General features: G+C 64.0%; 21 protein-coding genes. 5 read left to right on the top strand and 16 right to left on the bottom strand.

The window, feature by feature from the left end:
* Positions 1 to 60 precede the first annotated feature (60 nt).
* The 3 genes from IB267_RS06130 to lepB all read right to left on the bottom strand — a co-directional run bounded on the left by IB267_RS06130 (position 61) and on the right by lepB (position 3,349).
* Positions 61 to 1,221, bottom strand: a complete 1,161-nt coding sequence (locus IB267_RS06130) for an ABC transporter substrate-binding protein (protein ID WP_043624660.1) — start codon at positions 1,219 to 1,221, stop codon at positions 61 to 63.
* 183 nt (positions 1,222 to 1,404) lie between these two features.
* Positions 1,405 to 2,313 carry a LysR family transcriptional regulator gene (locus IB267_RS06125; RefSeq protein ID WP_029742595.1) on the bottom strand — a complete coding sequence of 303 codons (909 nt, stop codon included), beginning with the start codon at positions 2,311 to 2,313 and terminating at the stop codon, positions 1,405 to 1,407.
* A gap of 103 nt (positions 2,314 to 2,416) precedes the next feature.
* Positions 2,417 to 3,349, bottom strand: coding sequence for a signal peptidase I (gene lepB, locus IB267_RS06120; RefSeq protein ID WP_192446829.1), 933 nt, complete (start codon positions 3,347 to 3,349; stop codon positions 2,417 to 2,419).
* A 171-nt stretch (positions 3,350 to 3,520) separates the two neighbouring features.
* Between lepB and IB267_RS06115 the strand changes: the two genes are divergently transcribed.
* Positions 3,521 to 4,447, top strand: a complete 927-nt coding sequence (locus tag IB267_RS06115; RefSeq protein ID WP_192446828.1) for an alpha/beta hydrolase — start codon at positions 3,521 to 3,523, stop codon at positions 4,445 to 4,447.
* Between the two features lie 53 nt (positions 4,448 to 4,500).
* On the opposite strand, the gene msrA is transcribed toward IB267_RS06115, so the two are convergent.
* Positions 4,501 to 5,181 carry a peptide-methionine (S)-S-oxide reductase MsrA gene (gene msrA / locus IB267_RS06110; protein ID WP_192447198.1) on the bottom strand — a complete coding sequence of 227 codons (681 nt, stop codon included), beginning with the start codon at positions 5,179 to 5,181 and terminating at the stop codon, positions 4,501 to 4,503.
* 199 nt (positions 5,182 to 5,380) lie between these two features.
* On the opposite strand from msrA, the gene IB267_RS06105 reads away from it, so the two are divergent.
* The gene (locus tag IB267_RS06105) at positions 5,381 to 5,782 is read left to right on the top strand and encodes an ACT domain-containing protein (protein WP_192446827.1); all 402 of its coding nucleotides are present in this window, start codon (positions 5,381 to 5,383) and stop codon (positions 5,780 to 5,782) included.
* 13 nt (positions 5,783 to 5,795) lie between these two features.
* Here IB267_RS06105 and IB267_RS06100 read toward each other — a convergent pair whose 3' ends face one another.
* The 7 genes from IB267_RS06100 to IB267_RS06070 form a co-directional block, all read right to left on the bottom strand.
* Complete coding sequence (locus tag IB267_RS06100) at positions 5,796 to 6,215, bottom strand: GFA family protein (protein WP_192446826.1); 420 nt, start codon at positions 6,213 to 6,215, stop codon at positions 5,796 to 5,798.
* 125 nt (positions 6,216 to 6,340) lie between these two features.
* Entirely contained in the window at positions 6,341 to 7,939 is a 1,599-nt protein-coding gene (locus tag IB267_RS06095; protein ID WP_192446825.1) for an MFS transporter, read from the bottom strand.
* A complete protein-coding gene (locus tag IB267_RS06090) occupies positions 7,932 to 8,396 on the bottom strand; it encodes an SRPBCC domain-containing protein (protein WP_192446824.1) in 465 nt (154 codons plus the stop codon). The genes IB267_RS06095 and IB267_RS06090 overlap by 8 nt, the downstream gene beginning before the upstream one ends.
* Positions 8,397 to 8,558: 162 nt before the next feature.
* Complete coding sequence (locus tag IB267_RS06085; protein ID WP_192446823.1) at positions 8,559 to 9,125, bottom strand: TetR/AcrR family transcriptional regulator; 567 nt, start codon at positions 9,123 to 9,125, stop codon at positions 8,559 to 8,561.
* Positions 9,122 to 9,616: an HPP family protein gene (locus IB267_RS06080; protein ID WP_192446822.1), complete on the bottom strand. Its 495-nt coding sequence runs from the start codon at positions 9,614 to 9,616 to the stop codon at positions 9,122 to 9,124. Before IB267_RS06080 ends, IB267_RS06085 begins: the two co-directional genes overlap by 4 nt.
* Before the next feature lie 120 nt (positions 9,617 to 9,736).
* The gene (locus tag IB267_RS06075; protein ID WP_192446821.1) at positions 9,737 to 11,731 is read right to left on the bottom strand and encodes a CocE/NonD family hydrolase; all 1,995 of its coding nucleotides are present in this window, start codon (positions 11,729 to 11,731) and stop codon (positions 9,737 to 9,739) included.
* A gap of 75 nt (positions 11,732 to 11,806) precedes the next feature.
* Positions 11,807 to 13,411 (bottom strand): ABC transporter substrate-binding protein, encoded by a 1,605-nt coding sequence (locus IB267_RS06070; protein ID WP_192446820.1) that lies wholly within the window; start codon positions 13,409 to 13,411, stop codon positions 11,807 to 11,809.
* Between the two features lie 171 nt (positions 13,412 to 13,582).
* On the opposite strand from IB267_RS06070, the gene IB267_RS06065 reads away from it, so the two are divergent.
* Entirely contained in the window at positions 13,583 to 14,368 is a 786-nt protein-coding gene (locus IB267_RS06065; RefSeq protein WP_192447197.1) for a helix-turn-helix transcriptional regulator, read from the top strand.
* A 55-nt stretch (positions 14,369 to 14,423) separates the two neighbouring features.
* Positions 14,424 to 14,765 (top strand): PAAR domain-containing protein, encoded by a 342-nt coding sequence (locus IB267_RS06060; protein WP_192446819.1) that lies wholly within the window; start codon positions 14,424 to 14,426, stop codon positions 14,763 to 14,765.
* A 9-nt stretch (positions 14,766 to 14,774) separates the two neighbouring features.
* Here IB267_RS06060 and IB267_RS06055 read toward each other — a convergent pair whose 3' ends face one another.
* A complete protein-coding gene (locus IB267_RS06055; protein WP_192446818.1) occupies positions 14,775 to 16,226 on the bottom strand; it encodes a LuxR C-terminal-related transcriptional regulator in 1,452 nt (483 codons plus the stop codon).
* A gap of 224 nt (positions 16,227 to 16,450) precedes the next feature.
* On the opposite strand from IB267_RS06055, the gene IB267_RS06050 reads away from it, so the two are divergent.
* Entirely contained in the window at positions 16,451 to 16,705 is a 255-nt protein-coding gene (locus IB267_RS06050) for a DUF1127 domain-containing protein (protein WP_192446817.1), read from the top strand.
* A 53-nt stretch (positions 16,706 to 16,758) separates the two neighbouring features.
* Here IB267_RS06050 and IB267_RS06045 read toward each other — a convergent pair whose 3' ends face one another.
* From IB267_RS06045 to IB267_RS06030, 4 genes are read right to left on the bottom strand one after another with little or no spacing between them, the layout of a single operon-like run.
* Complete coding sequence (locus IB267_RS06045) at positions 16,759 to 18,390, bottom strand: ABC transporter ATP-binding protein (RefSeq protein ID WP_192446816.1); 1,632 nt, start codon at positions 18,388 to 18,390, stop codon at positions 16,759 to 16,761.
* Positions 18,383 to 19,210 (bottom strand): ABC transporter permease, encoded by an 828-nt coding sequence (locus tag IB267_RS06040; RefSeq protein ID WP_043624703.1) that lies wholly within the window; start codon positions 19,208 to 19,210, stop codon positions 18,383 to 18,385. The genes IB267_RS06045 and IB267_RS06040 overlap by 8 nt, the downstream gene beginning before the upstream one ends.
* Positions 19,207 to 20,343 (bottom strand): ABC transporter permease, encoded by a 1,137-nt coding sequence (locus IB267_RS06035; protein WP_192446815.1) that lies wholly within the window; start codon positions 20,341 to 20,343, stop codon positions 19,207 to 19,209. The genes IB267_RS06040 and IB267_RS06035 overlap by 4 nt, the downstream gene beginning before the upstream one ends.
* The gene (locus IB267_RS06030; protein ID WP_192446814.1) at positions 20,328 to 21,917 is read right to left on the bottom strand and encodes an ABC transporter substrate-binding protein; all 1,590 of its coding nucleotides are present in this window, start codon (positions 21,915 to 21,917) and stop codon (positions 20,328 to 20,330) included. Before IB267_RS06030 ends, IB267_RS06035 begins: the two co-directional genes overlap by 16 nt.
* Positions 21,918 to 22,106 lie beyond the last annotated feature (189 nt).

Below are 22,106 nucleotides of genomic sequence, written 5' to 3'. Positions count from 1 at the left end.
TCCCCGCGTGCGGGGAGAGGGGCAGGGTGAGGGGCAAATGCTTGCGATAGGTCCGACGGCTCAGCGGCCGCCGATCACGCCGATATAGTCGGAGACCCAGCGGTGATAGGGCACGCATTCGCCCTGGCTTGCGCACTTCGTCACCGGCGTCTTCCAGAACTTGACCTTGTCGAAGTCCTCGTAGCCGTTGGTCTTGCAGCCGGCATCGGTCAGGAGTTCGTTGCCCTTGCAGGCCGCACCGACCGACGGGTTGGCGCCGAACCAGGCGGAGACGTCACCCTGGACCTTCGGCGACAGCGAGTGCTCCATCCACATATAGGCGCAGTTCGGATGCTGGCTATCGGCATGCAGCATGGTCGTGTCGGCCCATCCTGTCACGCCTTCTTCCGGAATGGTCGAGGCGATCGGCAGCTTCTCGGCTTCCATCAGGTTGACCTGGAACGGCCAGGAGCCCGAGGCGACGACGCCTTCGTTCTTGAAGTCGTCGATCTGGATCATCGCGTCGTGCCAGTAGCGGCCGACGATCTTGCGCTGGCCACGCAGCAGCTCGAGTGCTGCCTTGTACTGGTCTTCGTTGAGCTCGTAGGGGTCCTTGATGCCGAGTTCCGGCTTGTGCGCCATCAGGTAGTTGGCAGCGTCAGCCACGTGGATCGGGCCGTCATAGGCCTGGACGCGGCCCTTGTTGGACTTGCCGTCGGGCAGGTTCATTTCCTCGAAGACGACGTTCCAGCTCTTAGGCGCTTCGCCCTTGAAGGCGTCCTTGTTGTACATCAGCACGTTCGGGCCCCAGACGTAAGGCGTGCCGTAATGAACGCCGTTGACCGTGTACCAGGGCGCGTTCTGCATGCGCTCGTCGATGGTCTTCCAGCTCGGGATGAGATCGGTGTTGATCGGCTGGACGCGCTTGCCGGCGACGAGACGCAGCGACGCGTCGCCCGAGGCGGTGACGAGGTCGAAGCCGCCTTCGTTCATCAGCGCCACCATTTCGTCCGAGGTGGCGGCAGTCTTGACCGAGACCTTGCAGCCGGTCTGCTTTTCGAAATCCGTGACCCAGTCATAGGCCTTGTCGGTCTCGCCGCGCTCGATGTAGCCGGCCCAGGCGACGATGGAGAGTTCGCCTTCGCCCTTGCCGAGTTCTTTCAGCGGCTCCTGCGCGAAGGCCGGGGCGACAAGGCCGAGCGACAGGGTCAATGCCGTGCAGGATTTGAGCATCTGCTTCATCTGAATTCTCCCAGTTTTGAGCCGCGTTTTGCGGCTTCGTTCCCAGGATGAAGCGTGCCTTCATTTCACCGTATTCGCAAATTCATTAAACAGAATGTCGTTTTCGGTTTTTCCGATATCTATAGTCGGGAGGCACGCCAAAGGTGTGGTCAGCGGCGGGAGAAGACTAATAAATCCAGGGAATTAGCGCGGCCTGGCGCTTCGGAGCGCTTCGGCGATACCGACGAAATCGCGCGCCGATTGTGGCAGGCCGGAGCCCTTGCGCCAGACCATGCCGACCTGCACGACGGGAAGCGCGCCCGACACGTCGCGGCTCTCGATGCGGTCGCCTTCCAGCGACCAGGGGCGGTAGACGAGGTCAGGCAAAAGCGCGATGCCGGCGCCTGTCGCCACCAGGCTGCGCACCGCTTCGACCGAGCGGGTGCGGAAGGCGACATGCGGGCGGGCGCCAAGTGCGGACAAAAGCTTGCCGGTGTTCTCCTCGATTTCATCGACCGTCAGCATGATCAGCGGTTCCTTGGCGATATCGCTGACGGAGATGATATCGGCACTGACGAGCGGATGGCCGATCGGCAGCCACAGGCGATAGGGCGAAGTCTCGAGGATCTCCGCCTGCAGCGCCATGCGGTCGCGCAGGTTGGAGATGACCATGACGGCGACGTCGAGTTCGCCGCCGATCAGGAGATGTTCGAGATAGGAGCCGTTGTCCTCGATGGCGCTGACCTCGACACCGGGGCAGGCGCGGCGGTAGCGGGCAAGCAGATCGGAAAGCACATAGCCCGCAACGAGCGAGGTGACGCCGAGATTGAGCTTGCCGCCGGTCTCCTCGCGGCTGTCGGAGAAACTCCGACGGGCGTCGGAGACATTGGAGAGGATCTTGGTGGCGTGGCGCAGGAACTGGTGGCCGTTATGGGTGATCGACAGGCCGCGCGGGTGCCGGTCGAAAAGCTCGACGCCGAGATCGCCTTCAAGCTCCTTGATCGCCTCGGTGATCGAGGATTGCGAGATCGACAGATTCTGCGCCGCACGGGTGATCGACCCCTGTTCGGCAACGGCGACGAAATACTGCAACTGTCTGAAAGTGAAGGCCATGGCGCGAGTTAATAGGTGTGGGGCGCGGCTGGCAAGCGGGTGAACCTTGCTCGTTTGCGCGGCGCCGTCGGTCGCCGTGACGCCGCGCTTTGTTTGGCTTGCGTCAGTTCACCCATCCGAAGCGGTCGAAACCATCGCGGTCGTTGAACAGGACCAGGGCGACCTTCGCAAAAATGTTGTCCTCGGGAACGAAACCGATGTCGTGCCGACTGTCGATGCTGCGGTTCCTGTTGTCGCCGAGCACGAAATATTGGCCGTCGGGGACGATGAATTCCGGCGTGTCGGCGACAGGCTTGTCTTCGGCCAGGCGGTAGGCGCGATCGTTGGGCAGCGACTCGCTATAGATTGCGAACGCGCCGTCCCTGACGTCGCTACTCTGCTGCACTTCTATTTGCTGCTTCGGCGCAGCTTGTCCGTTGATGTAAAGGTAGCCACCCCTCAATTGCACCTTGTCGCCGGGCAAGCCGATGACGCGTTTGATGTAGTCGATGTCGGGCTGGCCCGGGCTGGCAAAAACAACGAGATCACCCCGTTCCGGCTTGCGCGCAAAGATCTTCGATTGTGGCCCACTTCTGAAGGGAAGCGAGAACTTGCCGTAGCCATAGGCAAACTTGTTCGCGACGACACGGTCGCCGGGCTGAAGCGTCGGGTACATCGAATTCGCCGGCATGCTGAAAAATTGAAACAGCAGCGACGTGAAGGCGATGGGTGCGGCGATGAAGATCAGAACGAGGCTGTACCAACGGGCATACCAGGGAAAGGCGTGACCCGATGGAAGCCCGCCGGCGAGCCGATAGCCGTGCATCGCGCCGAGAACCCGGAATGCCAGCAGCGCAAGGCTCCCCAGCCACGTCGCGTCGCCGGTACCGGAGGCTACCGCTATCGCCCAGGATCCACCAAAGTACAGCGCGACCTCCGCCACGAAATACAACAGGGCGAGCTTCCAGCGCCCGAGATAGGCCATCATGATAGCCGGCGCGACGAAGAAGCCGATCAATACGGCGCAAACAGGATGGCGATTGCGAAAGGCCTGCAATACTTTCATGGAGACACCACGGGACAGAGAATCGGAGCGGATTGTAGGTAGGAGGTCTAAATCTAAATCAGTAATTGCAGGGGGTGGTGTTATCAACCCCGCAAATTCTGAGCCGACCTGCTCCCGTGACGTGAATGCCAGTGATGCCGCTTGATCGAGCGAGGACGTGAAATGGACAACAGGGCAAGCGCCAAACCGATGCCGAGCGAGCCCGGTATCCTCGCTTTCCATCGCCGCTGCGAGGACTTCTATCCGGCCGATGCGGTCGATGCCTCGATCGATCAGCAGCGCAAATGGTACGATGCGCTCTGCGCCGAATTCGATGCGCCGAGCCCGAAAGGGCTTACACGCGAAGACACGCTCGTCGATGGCCGCATCCCGATCCGGCACTACACGCCGGCAACGGTTTCGACCGAGGCGCGTATCTACTACATCCACGGCGGCGGCTTTGTCGTCGGCTCGCTCGACAGCCATGATGCGATCTGCGCTGAACTCTCCGATTTCGCCCACGCCGAACTGGTTTCGGTCGATTATCGCCTGGCGCCCGAACAGGTCTGGCCGGCCGCGTTCGACGATTGCTACACGGTGCTGAAGGAATTGCTGTCCGATGGCTGTCCTGTTGTCGTTGCCGGCGACAGCGCCGGCGGAAACCTGACGGCGGGCATTATTCTGAAGGCTCGGGCGGAAGGTCTCAAGGGCATTGTCGGCCAGGCGCTGATCTATCCGGGCCTTGGCGGCGATCTCGTATCGGGATCTTACGAGGAAATGGCCGAGGCGCCGGGGCTGACGACCGCCGATGTCAGCTACTATCGCGATATCCTGAAGGCGCCGGCTGACAATCCTTTCGCCGCCCCCTTGGCGGAAACGGACCTTTCCGGCCTGCCGCCGAGCTACATCACCGGCGCCTTCTTCGATCCCTTGCGCGACGATGCCCGCCTCTATGCCGCCCGGCTTGCGGCCGCCGGCGTCAACGTCACCTTCCGCGAGGAGCCGCAGATGATCCATGCCTGGCTCAGGGCGCGGCATATGAGCGAGGGCGCGCGGGACGGCTTCCGCCGGCTGGCGGAAGGCATTACCGTTCTCGTCGGAACGCGCTGACGCGCTGGCATCGGGCGCGGCAGCGCCGAACCGTCGGGTCGGCTGGAACGGCTCTAGCTCTTCGCCTTGAACACCAGCACCGGATTTGCCTGGAAAGCGTCAGGGAACAGGGTCCTCAGGTTCTCGATCTTCGGCAGGTCGTTATAGACGATGTAGGGATGGGTCGGGTTACGGGTCAGGAAATCCTGATGATAGTCCTCGGCGGCGTAGAATCCCTTGAAGGGCGAGACCTGCGTGACGATCCTCGCCGGGAAGGCGCCAGACTTGCCGAGCTGGTCTATATAGGCATCGGCGATCCGCTTCTGTTCATCCGTGACGGCAAAGAGCGCCGAGCGATACTGGGGACCATGATCCGGCCCCTGATAGTTGAGTTGCGTCGGATTGTGGGCGACGGAGAAGAACACCTGCAGCAGCCGGCCATAGGTCACTTCGCGCGGATCGAATGTCACTTCCACCGATTCCGCGTGGCCGGTCTTGCCGCCGCTCACCGTCTCGTAGTCGGCGGTTGCCGCCGTGCCACCGGCATAGCCGGAGACGGCCTTCTTCACGCCTTTGAGGTGCTGGAAGACGCCCTGAACGCCCCAGAAGCAGCCGCCGGCAAAGACGGCGATTTCCGTCGATGCGGATGATTTCTCGTCGAGCGAAGGCGGCGGAATTGAGACGGCCGGTTCCTGGGCGGCGGCGACCGGCGCCGATGCCATCAGCGCGGCAAAGACTGCCGCTGCCAGGTTCATGAAAGGTCTGCCTGCGATCTGTGCCGACTTGCTGCGCGCCATCGCGTCCTCCCATCGTCCGGCTTCAGTGCCGGACGTTCGATGACCTCATGTTTTCATGGGATTGGCAACGGTCAAATCGCGATCGCGTGCTTCACGCCAACGTGACGATCCGCTACCACCGGACGGATATGAGGCGCCGAGAGCAGGGGACGATGCCATGGCTGGAGAAACGGATCTCGCGAAACTCCTGGCGACGATGAGCCCGGTGCTGTTTCCGCAGACCTATGTCTATTGCACCGTCGCCTATCGGGACGCGGCGCGCTACGAGGCGCTGGAGCCGCTGGCCACCTATCGCGAGGACGAGGGGCTGACGCTGGTCGTTACCCGCGCTGCCGCCGACGGGGCGGGGCTCGGCTACGGCCCGTTGCTACGCCGCATCACGCTCAACGTGCATTCAGCGCTCGAAGCGGTCGGCCTGACGGCCGCCGTTTCTGCGGCGCTGACGCGCGAGGGCATCAGCGCCAATGTGATCGCCGCCTATTACCACGACCATATCTTCGTGCCGGAAGCGGATGCCGAGCGGGCGCTCGATGCGCTCCGGGCGCTGACCGTCGCCTGACAGGCGGCCGCGCCTACATGAAGCGCGTGTCGGCGGGCGTGTTGAAGTGGTCGTCGTCGCGGCCGTTTTCATAGATGATCGGCGCCGCGGCGAGTTCCGCGTCGCTGACGCCATCGAGGCAGGCGACATTGACCGCGTAGAAATGGCCGCTGAAATCCTTGTGGTAGCCGCGCGAGAAGGGCCGGACACCGCAGCGGCTGCAAAAGTAGTGATCGACGTCGCCTTCGATCCAGCTCGAATTGTCGGCCCGATAGCTTGTCAGAAGGTCCTTGCCTGACGTGATCTCGAACTCCTCGCGCAGCGCAAAGGCCTTTTGCATGCGCGTCTTGGCGCAGAAGGAGCAGTTGCAGCGGCGGATGCCCTCGGCAAGATCGAGCTGGCCTTCGAAGGTGACAGCCTTGCAGTGGCAGCTGCCGCGATAGAGCTTCTTCATCGGTTTCCTCCCTGGGATTGGGCGCAGTTCACCACCCGCCGGCCGAGGCCGGCGCCGCTTGAGATCTGCGCTAGTTTGCGTTTCTGGTCTGGCGTCTGGCGTCTGGCGTCTGGCGCCGGGCACCGTTATCCCGCGTTGCCCGAATGCGCCGGCTGGTCGGCGGCCACCTGCGCCTTGCCGTCACCGTCATCGCTGGCCTTGCGCAGGAGCAGGAAGGCGATGAGTGCGGTGCCGAGCGATAGCAGCACGCAGATCGAGGCGGTGAAGGCGAAGGACTGGGTGAAGACGTCGCGCGCCGCCGTCAGCAGCCGCTCTGCCTCTGCAGGTGGCAGGTCGGCAGCCACGGCGACCGCACCGCCGAGTGTCTGGCGGGCGGCGGCAACGGTTTCCTCCGGCAGGCCGGTGACCACCAGCTGGTCCATGCGGCCGCGGTAGGCGGAGGTCAAAAGGCTGCCGAGCACGGCGATGCCGAGCGCGCCGCCGAACTCGAAGCTGGTCTCGGAGATGGCGGACGCGGCACCGGCGCGCTCCGGCGGTGCCGAGCCGACGATCATATCCGTCGTCAGCGTGCCGACCGGGGCAAAGCCGAGGCAGAGCACTACAAGACCGGTCGTCACCAGCAGCGGGCTGCTTTCGGTGCCGACCTGGGTGCAGATGGCAAAGCCGATCGCCGTCAGCACGAAGCCCGCCGCAATCAGGTTGGAGGCGGCAAAACGGGTGGCAAGCATCGGCACGGTCACCGACGCGACGATCATCGCCACGCCCGTCGGCACGGACCAGAGACCGGCGACGAAGGGGGTGAGCCCGAGCACCAGCTGCAGGTACTGCGCCACGAACAGGAAGGCGCCGAAGCCGACGAAGAGGCCGAGAATGTTGACGCCAAGGGCGGCACTGAAGGCCGGCGTCCTGAACAGGGCCAGATCGATCAGCGGGTCGGCGAGACGGAGCTGGCGCCGCGCAAACAGGATCGCGACGACGATGCCGAGCAGGATGAAGAAGGCCGCGATCGTATCGAAGCCGGCCTCGGCAACGTGCTTCATGCCGTAGATCACCGAAAGCACGGCGACGAGCGACTGGGCGGCGCTGACGAGGTCGATCCGGCCGGCCTCGGGATCGCGGAATTCCGGCAGGAGGATCGGGCCGAGGATGAGGATCAGCACCATGACCGGCACGGCGAGCAGGAAGACCGAGCCCCACCAGAATTGCGACAGCATCAGCCCGCCGACCACGGGGCCGATGGCGCCGCCGGCGGAGAAGCTGGCGATCCACACCCCGATCGCAAAGGTGCGCTGCCGATCGTCGAGGAACATGTTGCGGATGAGCGAGAGGGTGGAGGGCGCAAGGGTCGCCGCCGCCACGCCGAGCACGGCACGCGCGATGATCAGCGTCTCGGCATTCCAGGCAAAGGCGGCGAAGATCGACGCCAGGCCAAAGGCGACAGAGCCGATCATCAGCAGCCGCCGGCGGCCGATGCGGTCGCCGAGCGTGCCCATGGTGATCAGCGAGCCTGCGACCATGAAGCCGTAGATATCGATGATCCAGAGAAGCTGGGCGGCCGAGGGCTTGAGCTGTTCGGCAAGCTGCGGGACGGCGAGGTTCAGCACCGTCAGGTCCATGGAATAGAGCATGCAGGGCAGCGCCAGCACGGCGAGCCCGATCCACTCGCGCCGGGTCGCCTTCGGACCGGGCGCGTTTTCGGTTTCAAAGTTCGAAATCTCAGACATGGTCGACATAATCCCTGAGCCGCTCGAGGCACTCGCCCCAGCCATCCTGGTGCGAATCGCGCTCTTCGACGGTCTCGAATGGTGTTTGCTGGAAGGTGAGCCGCGTCTTGCCGCCGATATCGGCAAAGGAAACGGTGATCAGCGTGTCGCTGCCGGGCTCGCCGTCTTCATCCCAGGCGAAGGTGAAGACCAGCTTCTCGGGCGCGCGCACTTCGCGAAAGATGCCGCTCATCCAATAGTCCTGGCCTTCGGGCGAGCGGATGCAGGCGCGCCACGCGCCGCCCGGACGGAAGTCCATGTTGACCGAATGCGGCGTGAAATCCCGCGGCCCCCACCACCGCAACAGATGCTCCGGCGTCGACCAGACCTTGAAGACGAGGTTTATCGGCGCCTCGAAGTCGCGCACGATTTCCAAGCTGATATCCTTGCGTGCTGCGTTTGCGGTCGCCGCTGTCATGAATCCTCCTCCTCTGGGCGCCCCAATGCGCCCAGTCTTTAACCGTAGAGTTATTTAACTTATCGGTTAATATCCGCGCGCAAAGGCGATTGTCAAGGCTGGCTCAAGCGACGATCTGATTTTTGTCAATTTGGGTGAGGGGAGGAAGCCTGGTCGCCTGCTTTACGATGATACGGTGAGGCACCGCGCCTTGAGGCGGGTCAGCACCCGCCCGAAGGCGCCGGGGTCCTCGAGGCTTCGCGCAAGGATCAGCGCGCCCTGGATGCCGCCGACGATTTCCTCGGCAAGGCCGTCGCACTCGGCAGCGGGCGTGCCGGCGCGTTCAAGGGTGACGGAAAGATCGGCGCGCCAGTCGGAGAAATAGCGGTTGAGTTCGCGGGCAAAGCGGTCGTGGGCGCCGCTGGTCGCGATCACCCCCATCAGGCAGAGGCGTCTGCCTTGGCGGAAGTAGCCGTCGACGGCGGCAAACATTGCATCCAGCGCCGCGGCGGGGTCTTCGGCATTGCGCAGCGGCTCGAATATGTACGTGCGGAACCAGGCGGAGATATCGCCAAGCACGGCCTCGGCCATCTCCTCCTTCCCGCCCGGGAAGAAGTGGTAGAGGCTGCCTTTGCCAAGCCCGGTCTTCCCGGTGATCAGGCTGAGGCTGGTGCCGTCATAGCCGTGCTCGCGGAAGATTTCCGCAAGCATGGCGATGACATCCTTTCGCTCGGTGACCACGCGGCTCATGCGGGTTTCCTCGCCAGCGGATACTCGACCTTGGCGAAGCGGTGGAACAGCGCGCCAACGGCGACGAGAATAAGCGAGCCGGTCAGCACCGGGAAGAGCAGGAATTCGAAGCCGGGATCGGCGGCAAAGACGACGAGCGGATTGGCGCCCGCCGGCGGATGGGTGACGCGCAACGCCGCCATCAGCGCGATCGCCGCACCGACGGCGATCGCCACCGCCCACCACTCATTCGGAAAGACTGACCTGAGGACCAGGCCGACGAGGGTGGCGACGAAGTGGCCGCCGACGACGTTGGCCGGCTGCGACAGCGGGCTTGCCGTGACGGAGAAGATCAGCACGCAGCTGGCGCCGAAGGGCGCCATCAGCATGGGGTGGCCGACAAGGCCTGTCAGCGCGCCGACGGCGGCGATGGCGACGAGGCCGCCGATGCCGGCAATCAGGCCACGGTTGATATGAACGGGAGGCTGATGACGCGAGAAGAAATGGCGCATTTGTGTACCAATCGGTCAAGTGTTTACCGATTGGTACAATGATGTGCCGACGATGTCAAGACAGGGCCGCCGGACCGGGCGTGGCGCCGATCGGCCGCCGGCCCGCTCCGTGGGTGCCGCTCACATGAAATCGCGCGGGATGCGCTTCTTGAAGTGCTTCTCGAAGATCGGCGTGTCTCCCTCGTAGGCGACGACCTCGGCCTCGGTGATCCACTCGTTCTGTGTGCAGTGGAGCGTCGAGGTCGCGACGGTGCGCACCGACCAGCCCTCGCGCTTGGCGACGCAGGTCCAGGTCGAAGTGCCGATCATCGACAGCGGGTCGTCCGGTGCGATCGACCAGGTCTCGTCGCGCACGTCCTGGGTGGCAAGGCCCGTATCCGGATGTTCGGAGAGCCCGGTGTCCTCGTAGATCCGGTAGTGGGTCATGCCGTGGGTCATGTCGCGCTCGACGGTGCGGCTCGAAATACCGCGCGTCAGCTCGCGATACTTTGGCAGCGGATCGGGGTTCTCCGGCTCGGGCACGACGATCTCCTTGTGCGCGCCCAGCAGCGGCAGGGCGAGCGAGAGGCTTGCTGTGTCGATCGAAAGGCCCGGATCGGTCGGTGTGGGAAGGACCAGCGGCCAATAGGAGGTCGAGAGCGACACCCGGATGCGATTTCCCGCGCGGAAGCGGTAGCCGCAGGCATCGAGCGTAAGCGTGATCCGCGTCTTGCGCCCGGGCTCCATGGCGCGCGGCTGGGCGTTGCCGTCGCGATGCGAAAGGTTGAGTACGCCGAAGGCGACGCGGGTGGCGGTACCGTCCGGATGCACGTCGACGAGGCGCACGGCAAGATTGGCGGTCGGCGCCTGGCAGGTGACGTCGACGGTCAGCGTCGGCTGGCCGAGATAGTCGGCGGCTTCCAGCAGCGGCGCGGTTTCGAAGACGAGCGAGCCGGCATCGTCGATGCGCTGGTCGCCGGCCATTTCGGCATCGGGCTTCAGCGTGAAGTATTCGCCGGATGCCGTGCCGGTATCGAGCGGCGATTTCAGGTAGACCTCACCGATGCCGGTGCCGCCGGCAGATGGCGTCAGCCGTCCGTCATGCGAGACGCCGAAGAGCTGCATTTCCGGTGCGGTCCAGGCGTCCTTCGCCACCCAGCGGCCGGGATCGCTGTCGCGCCGAAGCGACGGGCGCGGGCCGTCGAGGATATAGGCACGCACCTGCGGCCCGTTCTCTGCGCCGTTTTCCTCGTCGCGCAGCCAGCGGTTCCACCAGCGGATCGCCTCGCCATGGAAATCGGCGCGCGGCTTCGGAAAGGCGAAATGCGGGTATTTGTGCACCCAGGGGCCGATCAGCGCCTTGGCCCTGTCGCCAAGGCCTTCGACCGCTTTCAAGGGCGTGTTGCGGTAGCCGTCGGCCCAGCCGGCGATGACCAGCGCCGGGATGCCGACCCTGTCGAAATCTTCGCAGATCGAGCCGTGCTGCCAGAATTCGTCGCGACGCTGGTGCTCCAGCCACTCCTCCATGAAGAAGGGCTCTTTTTCCAGCCGCTCCATCCACATCTGCTTCCAGCGATCGCCGACGATGGCGGGATCCGGCGAGCGCGACTGGTAGCCGAGCATCGTCGCCGCCCAGGACAGCTGGGCGGAGAGATGGCAGCCGTTCTTGTAGTGGATGTCGTCGTTGTAGCGGTCGACCGTGGAGGCGATGGAGATGACGGCTTTCAGCGCCTGCGGCTTCAAGGCCGCGACCTGCAGGCAGTTGAAGCCGCCCCAGGAGATGCCCATCATGCCGACCTTGCCGTTGGACCAGGGCTGGGCGGCGATCCATTCCACGATCTCGCAGCCGTCGGAAAGCTCGCGCGGCGTATATTCGCCATCGATCACGCCTTCGCTTTCGCCGGAGCCTCTAATGTCGACGCGGACGCCGGCAATGCCGGCGGCGGCAAAGACGGGGTAGGTGGACTCGTCACGCAGGCTCGTGCCGCCCTGCTTGCGGTAGGGCAGGTATTCGAGCACGGCCGGAACCGGATCGGCCTTAGCGCCGGCGGGCATCCAGATGCGGGCGGCAAGCTCGGTGCCGTCCTTCAGCCGGATCCATTCGTTTTCGATGACAGTGAATTCGCGTTCTGACATGTGGTTCTAACGATCTCTCTTGTTTTCTCGGGAAATGCCGGACGCGAACTCGCGTCCGGCTTTCATCGCAATGGCTTAGCTGTCGAACCAGACGCGGCTACCGACATAGCCGTTCGAGAGGTCGTTGCCGATGTCGTCGACAAAGCCCTTGAGCGAGGCGGAGGCGGCGTTCACGTAGTCGTTGAAGACCGGCAGGATCAGCCCGCCTTCGTCGCGCACCGTCATCGCCATGGTGTGATACATCTCCTTGCGCTTGGCTTCGTCGAGCTCGGAGCGGGCCTGAAGCAACAGCTTGTCGAAATCCTCGCGCTTGAAGCGCGTGTCGTTCCACTCGGCGGTCGAGAGGTAGGAGGTCGAGTAGCGCGAATCCTGTGTCGGCCTTCCGCCCCAATAGGAGGCGCAGAAGGGCTGCACGTTCCAGACATTGGTCCAGTAGCCGTCTTCCGGCTCGCGGCGCACTTCGATCTCGATTCCGGCCTTCTTGGCGCTTTCCTGGAAGAGCACGGCGGCGTCGGAAGCCCCGGGGAAGGCGGCGTCGGAGGTGCGCAAGAGGATCGGCCTGTCGTGGCCGGACTTCTTGAAGTGGAAGGCGGCCTTGTCCGGGTCATAGGTACGCTGCTCGATGCCCTCAGGCGCCAGCGCATAGTTGCCGTTGACCGGATAGTCGTTGCCGAGCGTGCCGAAGCCGCCGAGCACCCGGTCGAGGATTGCCTGGCGGTCGACTGCATATTTCAGTGCCAGCCGCAGGTCGTTGTTGTCGAAGGGCGCGGTGTCGCAATGCATCAGGAAGCTGTAGAAGCCCTTGCCGGAGGTTCTGAGGATTTCGACGCGCGGGGCGCGCTTCAGGAGCGGCACGGTCTTCGGGTCGATGTTGTTGATGAAGTGCACCTGGCCGGACGAAAGAGCTGCGATGCGCGCCGTCGTGTCGTTCATCACGATGATCTCGACACTGTCGACGAAGCCGCGGTCGGAGCGCCAGTCGTCGGGGTTCTTTTCAAAGGTGGCGCGCAGGCCAGCCTCGTAGCTTGAAAGCTTGTAGGGACCGGTGCCGATGGGCGAGGCCGGATTGTCGACGCCGCCCTTCGGCTGGACGATCAGGTGGTAGTCGGTCAGAAGCAGCGGCAGGTCGGCATTGCCTTCGGTGAGCGTCAGAACCAGGCTGCCTGCCTTCTCCTCGATCGTCTTGATCGAGCGCATCAGCCCGAGCGCGCCGGACTTGGAGCCTTCGTCCGCATGGCGCTTCAGCGTGGCGACGACGTCGGCAACCGTCAGCTTGCTGCCGTCGTGGAAGCTCACATCGCTGCGGATCTTGAAGGTCCATTGCGACGCATCGGCCGAAGGCTCCCAGGATTCGGCAAGTGCGGGCAGCGGCGCGCCGGTCTTCGGATCGGATTCGACCAGCGTGTCGCCCCAGAGGTGGCCGATGACGAAGGAGACGGAACCGCTATAGGCCGCCGGATCGAGCGAATCCGTCGTGGCGCCGCCCTTGAGGCCGAGCTTCAGATGACCGCCGCGCTTCGGCTGCTCAGCCCTTGCGTCGGTGGCGGCGAATGTGCCGCCGAAACCGGCCGCGAGGCCCAATGCTGCGGTGCCGGCCAGGAAGCCGCGCCGGCTGAGGCCGGTCGAAGAAAGGCTCGCCGGGACAAGGAGGCCGTCAGGACGCTTGGTGAATTCGCTCATTCTAGGGTTCCCTTTGGAGTGATGCTTGTTAGGGAAAACCTAGCGTTTACCGACCGGCACACAATTTCGCGACTTGACGCTTGTTTACGCTCTTTTACGCTACCTGGATGCTTCCGGTTCGACAGGGATCGGAAGCGCATGAAATAGGGTTCGGAAAGCATCGTGCACGACATCGACATCTTCGCCACCAATCTCAAGTTTGCCTGTGCGACGCGACGGTCGATCTCGCAGATCTGCCGCGAAATCGGCATCAACCGGCAGCAGTTCAACCGCTACATCGGCGGCGAGGCGCGGCCATCGGCGCACAATGTCGCGCGCATTGCCCGCTTCTTCGGGCTCTCCGCCAAAGACTTCGCGTTGCCGGCCAAACAGTTCGAGGCGCGCATGACGCGGCCGGATCGGGATCGCTCGGATGCCGGCCTGTTGCTTGAGGGCTTTCCGGGCGACATCTCCGGCCTCAGGCGTCATATAGGCTACTATCAGACCTATCACGTGTCGCTTTCCTGGCCGGGGTTAGTCGTCTGCTCCTGCGCGCGGATCTACGAGGAGGCGGGCTCGATCCGGGTGAAATCGATCGAGCGCATCCGCGATCCCGCAAACGAGATCCAGCAGTTCTCGAAATATGTCGGCCTCGTCACTCTCTGGCGAAACCGGATCTTCATCGCCGAGCGCAGCATCGGGCGGGAGCCGATGCTGGCGCAGACGATCCTCCTGCCGTTCGAAGTGCACCAGCGCGTCTATCTGCGCGGCACCACCATGGGAGTCTCCTGGCGCAAGGAGAACCTGCCTTACGCATCGCGGATGATCTGGCGCTCGCTCGGGGAACAGCCGGACTTGCGGCAGATGCTTTCGCGCTGCGGCGTGCTGTCCTTCGGTTCGCGCCACCTGCCGCAGACGGTCCGGGCCTTCCTCGATACGCCCGATGCCGAGCTCTTGAGCATACCGACCGAATATTGAGACGGCATCGCCATGTGGTAGGTTCCGCCGAAACGGGAAGATTGAGGAGGGATCAATGAAATCTGTTGTGGCCGCCATCGCCTGCCTGTGCGTCGCCTTGCCGATGTCACCGGCAAAGGCCGAGGAGGCACGGGCGCCGATCCCTTCCTGTGCGCTTTCGGGTGCTTCCAGCGTGACGATCGGCGGGCAGCCGGCGCTCAGGCTCTCCGACGTCGCCAATTGCCCGCCGGAACTCTACGAGGTCGTGCCGAGCATCATGATCGAGGGCCAGCCTGTCGTGCACTTCCGCGCCGGCAGCGGCGAAAAGGGCGATTGCACGGCCAAGGGCGAGGCGACGGTGACCTTCGAGGGCGAGGCGGCGCAGCGGGTGGGCGACGTCGATTGCCGGCAGAAGTAAAGGCTATCGTCAGTCGAGCCGCGCCAACCGGGCACCCTCCCGAACGGCCGAAAGCGCCGGCGGATTGGAGATCGGATAGCCGGCAACGAAGCCCTCGACCGTAAACGACGGGAACTGGGTTCGCAGCCGCGCCGCGACCTCTGCCGCTTCACCCATCTCGCCAAGGTAGGCATGCGCCATCGCCTGGAACATCAGTGTATTGGGCGATTCCTGCGAACTTTTCTCAAGCGCGGACAGGCATTCGCGATAGCGCCCGACAACGAAGAGAACGCGCCCGAACATGCCATGGTACCAGGGCGGGCCGAGCGGGTTGAGCGAGAGGGCGCGCTCGATGAAGGGAATCCCATCGGCGGGATCGCCGACGATCAGGGCCTTGGCCCCTGCGAGCAGCGCCAGCGTATCGGCGTTGTTCCTGCCATATTCGAGCGCTCGGGCGTGGGCCTCCGCAGCACCGGCGAGATCACCGATGCAGGCTTTGAAATCGCCGATGCAGGTATGGCCGGCCGGATCCGTCGGATCGAGCCGCAGCGCCGCCTCGGCGGCGCTTCGCCAGTTCTTTCTTGCGCTTTCGAGGTCGTGGCCGAAGCCGTTGGCTGCCTGTATGGAATGGGCATAGGCAAGCTCCGTCCAGGCGCGTGCGCGCGTCGGATCGAGTTCGATCGAGCGGGTGAGCAACTGCATGGCGGCGGCGTTGCCGTCAGGGCTGAAGCGATTGTGCTGTTCGACGCCAAGCAGGAAGTAGTCATAGGCCTGCAGGCTGCCCGGCGGCTTCTGCCGGCTCGCCTTGCGGCCGATGGCCGCCAGCGTGCCGAAGCAGCCGGCGAGCACGTTGATGACGCTTTCGGTGAGGCTGTCCTGCAGCGTCAGCACGTCTTCCATCGCGCGCTCGTAGCGCTCGCTCCAGAGCGTCATGCCGCTGCGCGTGTCTGAAAGCTGGATCGTCAGGCGGACCCGCCGGTCGTCGGCGCGCAGCTGCCCGGTGATGGCATATGTGGCGCCAACCGCCTGGACATGGTCTTCGAAGCTTTCGGGCCTGTTGCCGAGCAGCTTCATCGTATGGAAGGCGATGACGGGCAGATCGGCGAAGCGCGCGAGATCGACGCAGATGTCGGATGACAATCCATCTGCAAAACGGTGCCAGCGCTCCTCCGGATTGAGGCTTTCGATGGGGAAGACCGCGAGTGTCGGTGAGGCCGGCTCAGCCACCCGCGATGGCGCGACTGCTTGCGTTGCCGTCCTGCCGGGCACCATCTGCGCGACCGCGGCAGCAAGCTCGATCTTGTTGCGGACGCCGAGCTTGCCGTAGATCGTCGCCAGATGCGTGCGCACGGTCGACGGCGCGATGAACAGCGCCTCGCCGATTTCGCGATAGGTCAGGCCGGCGGCAAAACGCTCGGCCACGGCGCGCTCGCGGTCTGACAAGGCTTCGGTGGCGACTTGTGGTGTCGGGATACGGTTCATGGCTGCTTCCTGCCATCTGACCGGGCCGTTTTCAATGGCGACATAGGGCAAGGTGCCACAGCGCCCCTCACGCGTCCAACGGGACGCGCGATGCTCCCGGCAAAATACTACAAATGCAGGAGAGGAAAACACAGCAGCTGCGCGATGTGGCGCGCAGGCGACGCGCCTAGAGTTCCCACCAGTGTTTCAACGCCCCTGAGGGGCCAGAAGAGGTGGGAACGGCGATGAGCAGCCTGCTTTCCGGAATGTCCGATTTCTATCACGCCGTCCGGCTGGATCTCAGCCAGCCGGCCAAGCATCTGGCCGACAGCCTTGGCCGTCACGATCCCTTCCGCATCCTTGTCATCTGGGAGGACCGCGTTCGTGTCCGCGAGCAACTTCAGCGGATGGCCGACCAATATCCGGAGCGGCTGAGGGATATCGGGATGACCATGGCGCAGGTGCGCGCTGAGACGAACAAGGCCTTCTGGCAACGCTGATTGATCCGGGGAGATGGGAAAAGGCGGCACGCACCGTGCCGCCTTTTCGTTTTTCAGTTGCCGGCGCTTTCCATGCGCCGTGTCTTCAGTACGCGCTCGAGCCAGCCGATCTCCATCTCCGGAACCGACTTCAGAAGCAGGTCGGTATAGTCGTCGAAGGGCGGCGACAGCACCTTCGACTTCGGACCGAAGCGCACGAGGCGGCCGCGATGCATGACCGCGACGCTGTCGGCGATCGCCCGCACGATGGCGATGTCGTGGGTGATAAAGACATAGGAAACAGCGGTTTCCTCCTGAAGCTTCAAAAGCAGATTCAGGATGCCTTCGGCGACCAGCGGATCAAGGGCCGAGGTCGGCTCGTCGCAGAGGATCAGCTCGGGCTTCGCCGCCAAGGCGCGGGCGATCGCCACACGCTGCTTCTGCCCGCCCGAAAGCTCCGCCGGGTACCGGTCGAGGAAGCGGCTGCCCATCTCGATCTGGTCAAGCAGCTCGTTCACCCGCTCGGTCTTCTTCTGGCCGTGCAGGCCGAAGTAGAAGGAGAGCGGGCGGCCGACGATGTCACGCACCGTCTGGCGCGGGTTCATCGCGGTATCGGCCATCTGGTAGATCATCTGGATGCGGCGCAGCTCGTCGTTGCTGCGGCCCTTCAGGGCGCGCGGCAGCTCCTTGCCTTCGAACGAGATGCGACCCTCGGTCGGCGGCAGGAGCCCGGTGATGACGCGGGCGAGCGTCGACTTGCCTGAACCGCTTTCGCCGACGATCGCCAGTGTCTGGCCCTTCGGCAGATGCATCGAGACATCGTGCAGCACCTTGAAGCCGTTGGCATAGCCGGCGCTGATATTCTCGATCTTCAGCTGCGTCCCGGTCTGGTCGGCAGCTTCCTCGCGTTTCGTCTGGCGGACGCTGACGAGTGCCCGGGTGTAGTCTTCCCGCGGAGCCTCGATGATCTGTTTCGTCGAGCCGTATTCCACCGTCTTGCCATGGCGCAGCACCATGATGTCGTCGGAGATCTGGGCAACGACCGCGAGATCATGGGTGATGTAGAGGGCTGCGGTGTGCGTCTCCTCGATCGCATGCTTGATCGCGGCGAGCACGTCGATCTGGGTGGTGACGTCGAGCGCGGTCGTCGGCTCGTCGAAGACGATCAGTTCCGGATTGGGGCAGAGCGCCATGGCGGTCATGGCGCGCTGCAGTTGCCCGCCGGAGACCTGATGCGGATAGCGGTCACCGAAGGTTTCCGGATTGGGCAGGCCCAGCACCCGGAACAGATAGAGCGCCCGCTTCTTGGCCTCCTCGCGGCTCATGATGCCGTGGCGCAGCGACGCCTCGATCACCTGATCGCCGAGCCTATGGGCCGGGTTGAAGGCGGCAGCGGCCGATTGCGCGACATAGCAGACGCGGGCGCCGCGGATCGAGCGGATGCCTTGTCTGTCGAGCGTCAGGATATCCTTGCCGTCGAGCAGGACCTGGCCGCCGGTGATGCGTACGCCGCCGCGGCCGTAGGCCAATGCAGACAACCCGATCGTCGACTTGCCGGCGCCGGACTCGCCGATAAGGCCGAGCACCTTGCCTTTTTGCACGGCGAAGGAGACGCCCTCAACGAGGGTGACGACCTTGGGCGGTTCGCCAGGCGGATAGCTGGTCGCTTCGATCTTGAGGTTCTTGACGGAAAGCATCTCAGGCATCGCCGCGTCCTCCCTTGAGGCTGGAGGTACGTTTCATCAGCCAGTCGACCACGAGGTTGACGCAGATCGCGAGCGTGGCGATCGCCGCACCCGGGATGAGCGCTGCCGAGATACCGAAGATGATGCCGTCTTTGTTGTCCTTGACCATGCCGCCCCAGTCGGCGGCCGGCGGCTGGATGCCGAGGCCGAGGAATGAGAGGGTGGAGAGAAACAGGATGGAAAAGGCGAAGCGCAGGCCGAATTCGGCGAGCAGCGGCGACAGCGTGTTCGGCAGGATCTCGCGGAAGATGATCCAGAGCGAACCTTCGCCGCGCAGCCTTGCCGCCTCGACGAACTCCATGACCGCGACGTCGAGCGCCACGGCGCGGCCGATGCGGAAGACGCGGGTTGAGTCGAGTACCGCCATCACCAGGATCAGAATCCAGAGATGCTGCGGCAGCACGGCGAGAACGACGAGGGCGAAGATCAGTGTCGGGATCGCCATCATCAGGTCGTTGAAGCGGGAGAACAGCTGGTCGGTGAAGCCGCCGACGACGGCGGCGGTGAAGCTCAGGAGCATGCCAAGCGAGAAGGAGAGCACGGTTGCCGCCAGCGCCACGAAGATGGTGGTGCGGGCGCCATAGATCAGACGCGACAGCAGATCGCGGCCGAGATTGTCGGTGCCGAGCAGGAAGTCGCCGCCGGCCGGAAGCCAGACGTCGCCGACCACGTCGCGCTCGCCGAAGGGGGCGATGACGGGCGCAAAGAGGGCGCAGAAGATCGCAATCGCGATGCCGGCGATGCCGATCCAGGCGCTGAAGGGAATGGATCTCAGGTTCATCGCGGATGCCTCAGTCTCGGGTTGGCGATGATCGCGAGAATGTCGGCCGCCATGTTCAGGAAGATGTAGAAGGCGGCAAAGATCAGGCCGCAGGCCTGGACGACCGGCATGTCGCGCACGGTCACCGCATCCACCATGTATTGGCCCATGCCGGGATAGACGAAGACCACTTCGACGACGACCACGCCGACGACGAGATAGGCAAGGTTGAGCGCAATGACGTTGATGACCGGCGCCACGGCGTTGGGAGCGGCATGGCGCGCGATGATGCGGAACATGCCGAGCCCCTTCAGTTCCGCCGTCTCGACATAGGCCGACGACATGACGTTGAGGATCGCCGCGCGGGTCATGCGCATCATGTGGGCGAGAACGACGAGAACCAGCGTCGCGACGGGAAGCGCGATCGCCGAGAGCCGTTCGGTGAAGGTCATGCTGTCATAGACGGTCGCGGGGAAGGTCGCGACGCCGTATTTGACGGCAAAGAACATGATCAGCAGATAGCCGACGAAGAACTCGGGCAGGGAGATGGCCGCGAGCGAGACGACGTTGATGATCTTGTCGGGCAGCCGGTTTCGAAACTGTACCGCAAGCATGCCGAGCCCGACGGCGAGCGGCACGGAAACGAGGGCCGCGAAGAAGGCGAGGAACAGCGAATTGCCGAGGCGCTTGGAAATCTGTTCGCCGACCGAGTTCTTGCTCGCCCAGGACGTTCCGAAATCGCCCTGCAGGGCGCCGCCGAGCCAGGAGACGTAGCGTTCGGTCCAGGGGCGATCGAGGCCGAGATCCTTGCGGATGTTTTCGACCGCCTGCGGCGTTGCCGACTGGCCGAGATAGGTGGTGGCGAAGTCGCCCGGAAGCGCCTCGATGCCGCCGAAGATCATCAGCGATACGGCAAAGAGCAGCCCGACGCTCAGGCCGAGGCGCTGCAGGACCAACGCCGCGAGCGGGCGGCGGAAGGTGAAGCGCCGCCAGAAGGTGCCGTCGATTTCACCATTCGAGGGATTGGCGGCAGGGTTTGGTTTTGCTGGTACTCCGGAAAGTTCGGCAGACCGCGGGTGTGTTGCACCCGCGGTTCCATCCGTCGAAACCGGACCAGTGAGCGGTCCGCTTTCCATCATCATGCGTCCAGCCATACCCGGGTTGCGACGTAACCGTTCGACATGTCGTTGCCGATATCGTGCACATAGCCCTTCACCTGCTTGGTGGAGGCGTTCACGAAGTCGTTGAACATCGGCAGGATCAGGCCGCCTTCGTCACGCACCATCATGGCCATGGTGCGGTACATGTCCTTGCGCTTGGCCTCGTCGAGTTCGGCGCGGGCCTCGAGCAGGATCTTGTCGAAGTCCGGGCGCTTGAAGCGGGTGTCGTTCCAGTCGGCGGTCGACAGGTAAGCGGTGGAGTACATCTGGTCCTGGGTCGGACGGCCGCCCCAGTAGGAGGTGGAGAAGGGCTGCACGTTCCAGACGTTGGTCCAGTAGCCGTCGCCCGGCTCGCGCTTGACCTCGATCTCGATGCCCGCCTTCTTGGCGCTTTCCTGGTAGAGCACGGCCGCATCGACCGCACCCGGGAAGGCGACGTCGGAGGTGCGCAGGAGCACCGGTCCGCTATGGCCGGATTTCTTGTAGTGGAAGGCCGCCTTGTCCGGATCGTAGGCGCGCTGCTCGATGCCTTCCGGGAAGAGGGCATAGGTATCGTTGATCGGGAAGTCGTTGCCGACCTTGCCGTAGCCGCCGAGGATGCGCTGGACCATGGTCTCGCGGTCCATCGAATATTTCAGCGCCATGCGCAGGTCGTTGTTGTCGAAGGGCGCGGTGTTGCAATGCATGATGAACACGTAGTGGCCGCGGCCGGACGTGTTCAGGATCTCGACCGTCGGCGCCTTCTTCAGAAGGTTGACCGTCTTCGGATCGACGCGGTTGATGTAGTGCACCTGGCCGGAAGAAAGGGCTGCGATGCGGGCGGTCGCGTCGTTCATGGCGATGAGTTCTACCGAGTCCACGTAGCCGCGGTCGGTGCGCCAGTCGTCGGCGTTCTTCTCGAAGGTGGCGCGAACGCCGGCTTCGAAGCTCGTTACCTTGAAGGGACCGGTGCCGATCATCGCGTCCGGCTTGTCGATGCCGCCGCCCGGCTGGATGATCAAGTGATAGTCGGTCAGAAGCAGCGGCAGGTCGGCATTGCCTTCGGTCAGCACCAGCACCAGCTTGTCGCCGTCGGCCTTGATTTCCTTGATCGACTTCATCACACCGAGCGCGCCGGACTCCGACTTTTCGTCGGTGTGGCGCTGCAGCGTCTTGATGACGTCGTCGAGCGTCAGTTCCTTGCCGTCATGGAATTTCACGCCCTTGCGGATGGTGAAGGTCCAAGTCGACGCATCGGCTGATGGCTCCCAGGATTCGGCAAGGGCCGGCACTGGCGCGCCCGTCGTCGGGTGGCTTTCGACCAGCATGTCGCCCCAGTTGCGGCCGACGACGAACATGAACTGCGAAAGCGCCTTGGCCGGGTCCTTCGAGTCGGTGGCGGCAGCGCCTTCAAGACCGAGCTTCAGGTGGCCGCCGCGCTTCGGCTCCTGCGCCTGAGCGCTGGTGGCAAACAGCGTGCCTGCGGTCGAGGCGAGAATGCCGGCAGCGGCCGCGCGGCCCAAAAACTCGCGGCGGTTCATCTTGCCGAGCATGACCTGGCGTGTGAGGTAATCCTTGTAATCGCTCATTCCCCTGTTCCCTTCTGTTGTCGGCATTCGCCGTTCGTAGTGGTTGGTAGAGATTGCTGCGTACAGCCATTGTATCAGATGGCTTCGGATCGGCCTGACGGCCGCTTTTTCTTCTCTTTCTGTCGTCTTCTCCTTCCCCAGCCGGGGGCGTCCTTCGTTCAGATCGATAAGCGTAATCGCTGGAACTCT

The organism is Ensifer sp. ENS09, assembly GCF_014852425.1.
GTDB lineage: Bacteria > Pseudomonadota > Alphaproteobacteria > Rhizobiales > Rhizobiaceae > Ensifer.
The sequence above is the reverse complement of the archived record's forward strand: the minus strand, read 5'-3'. Positions and strand labels throughout refer to the sequence as shown.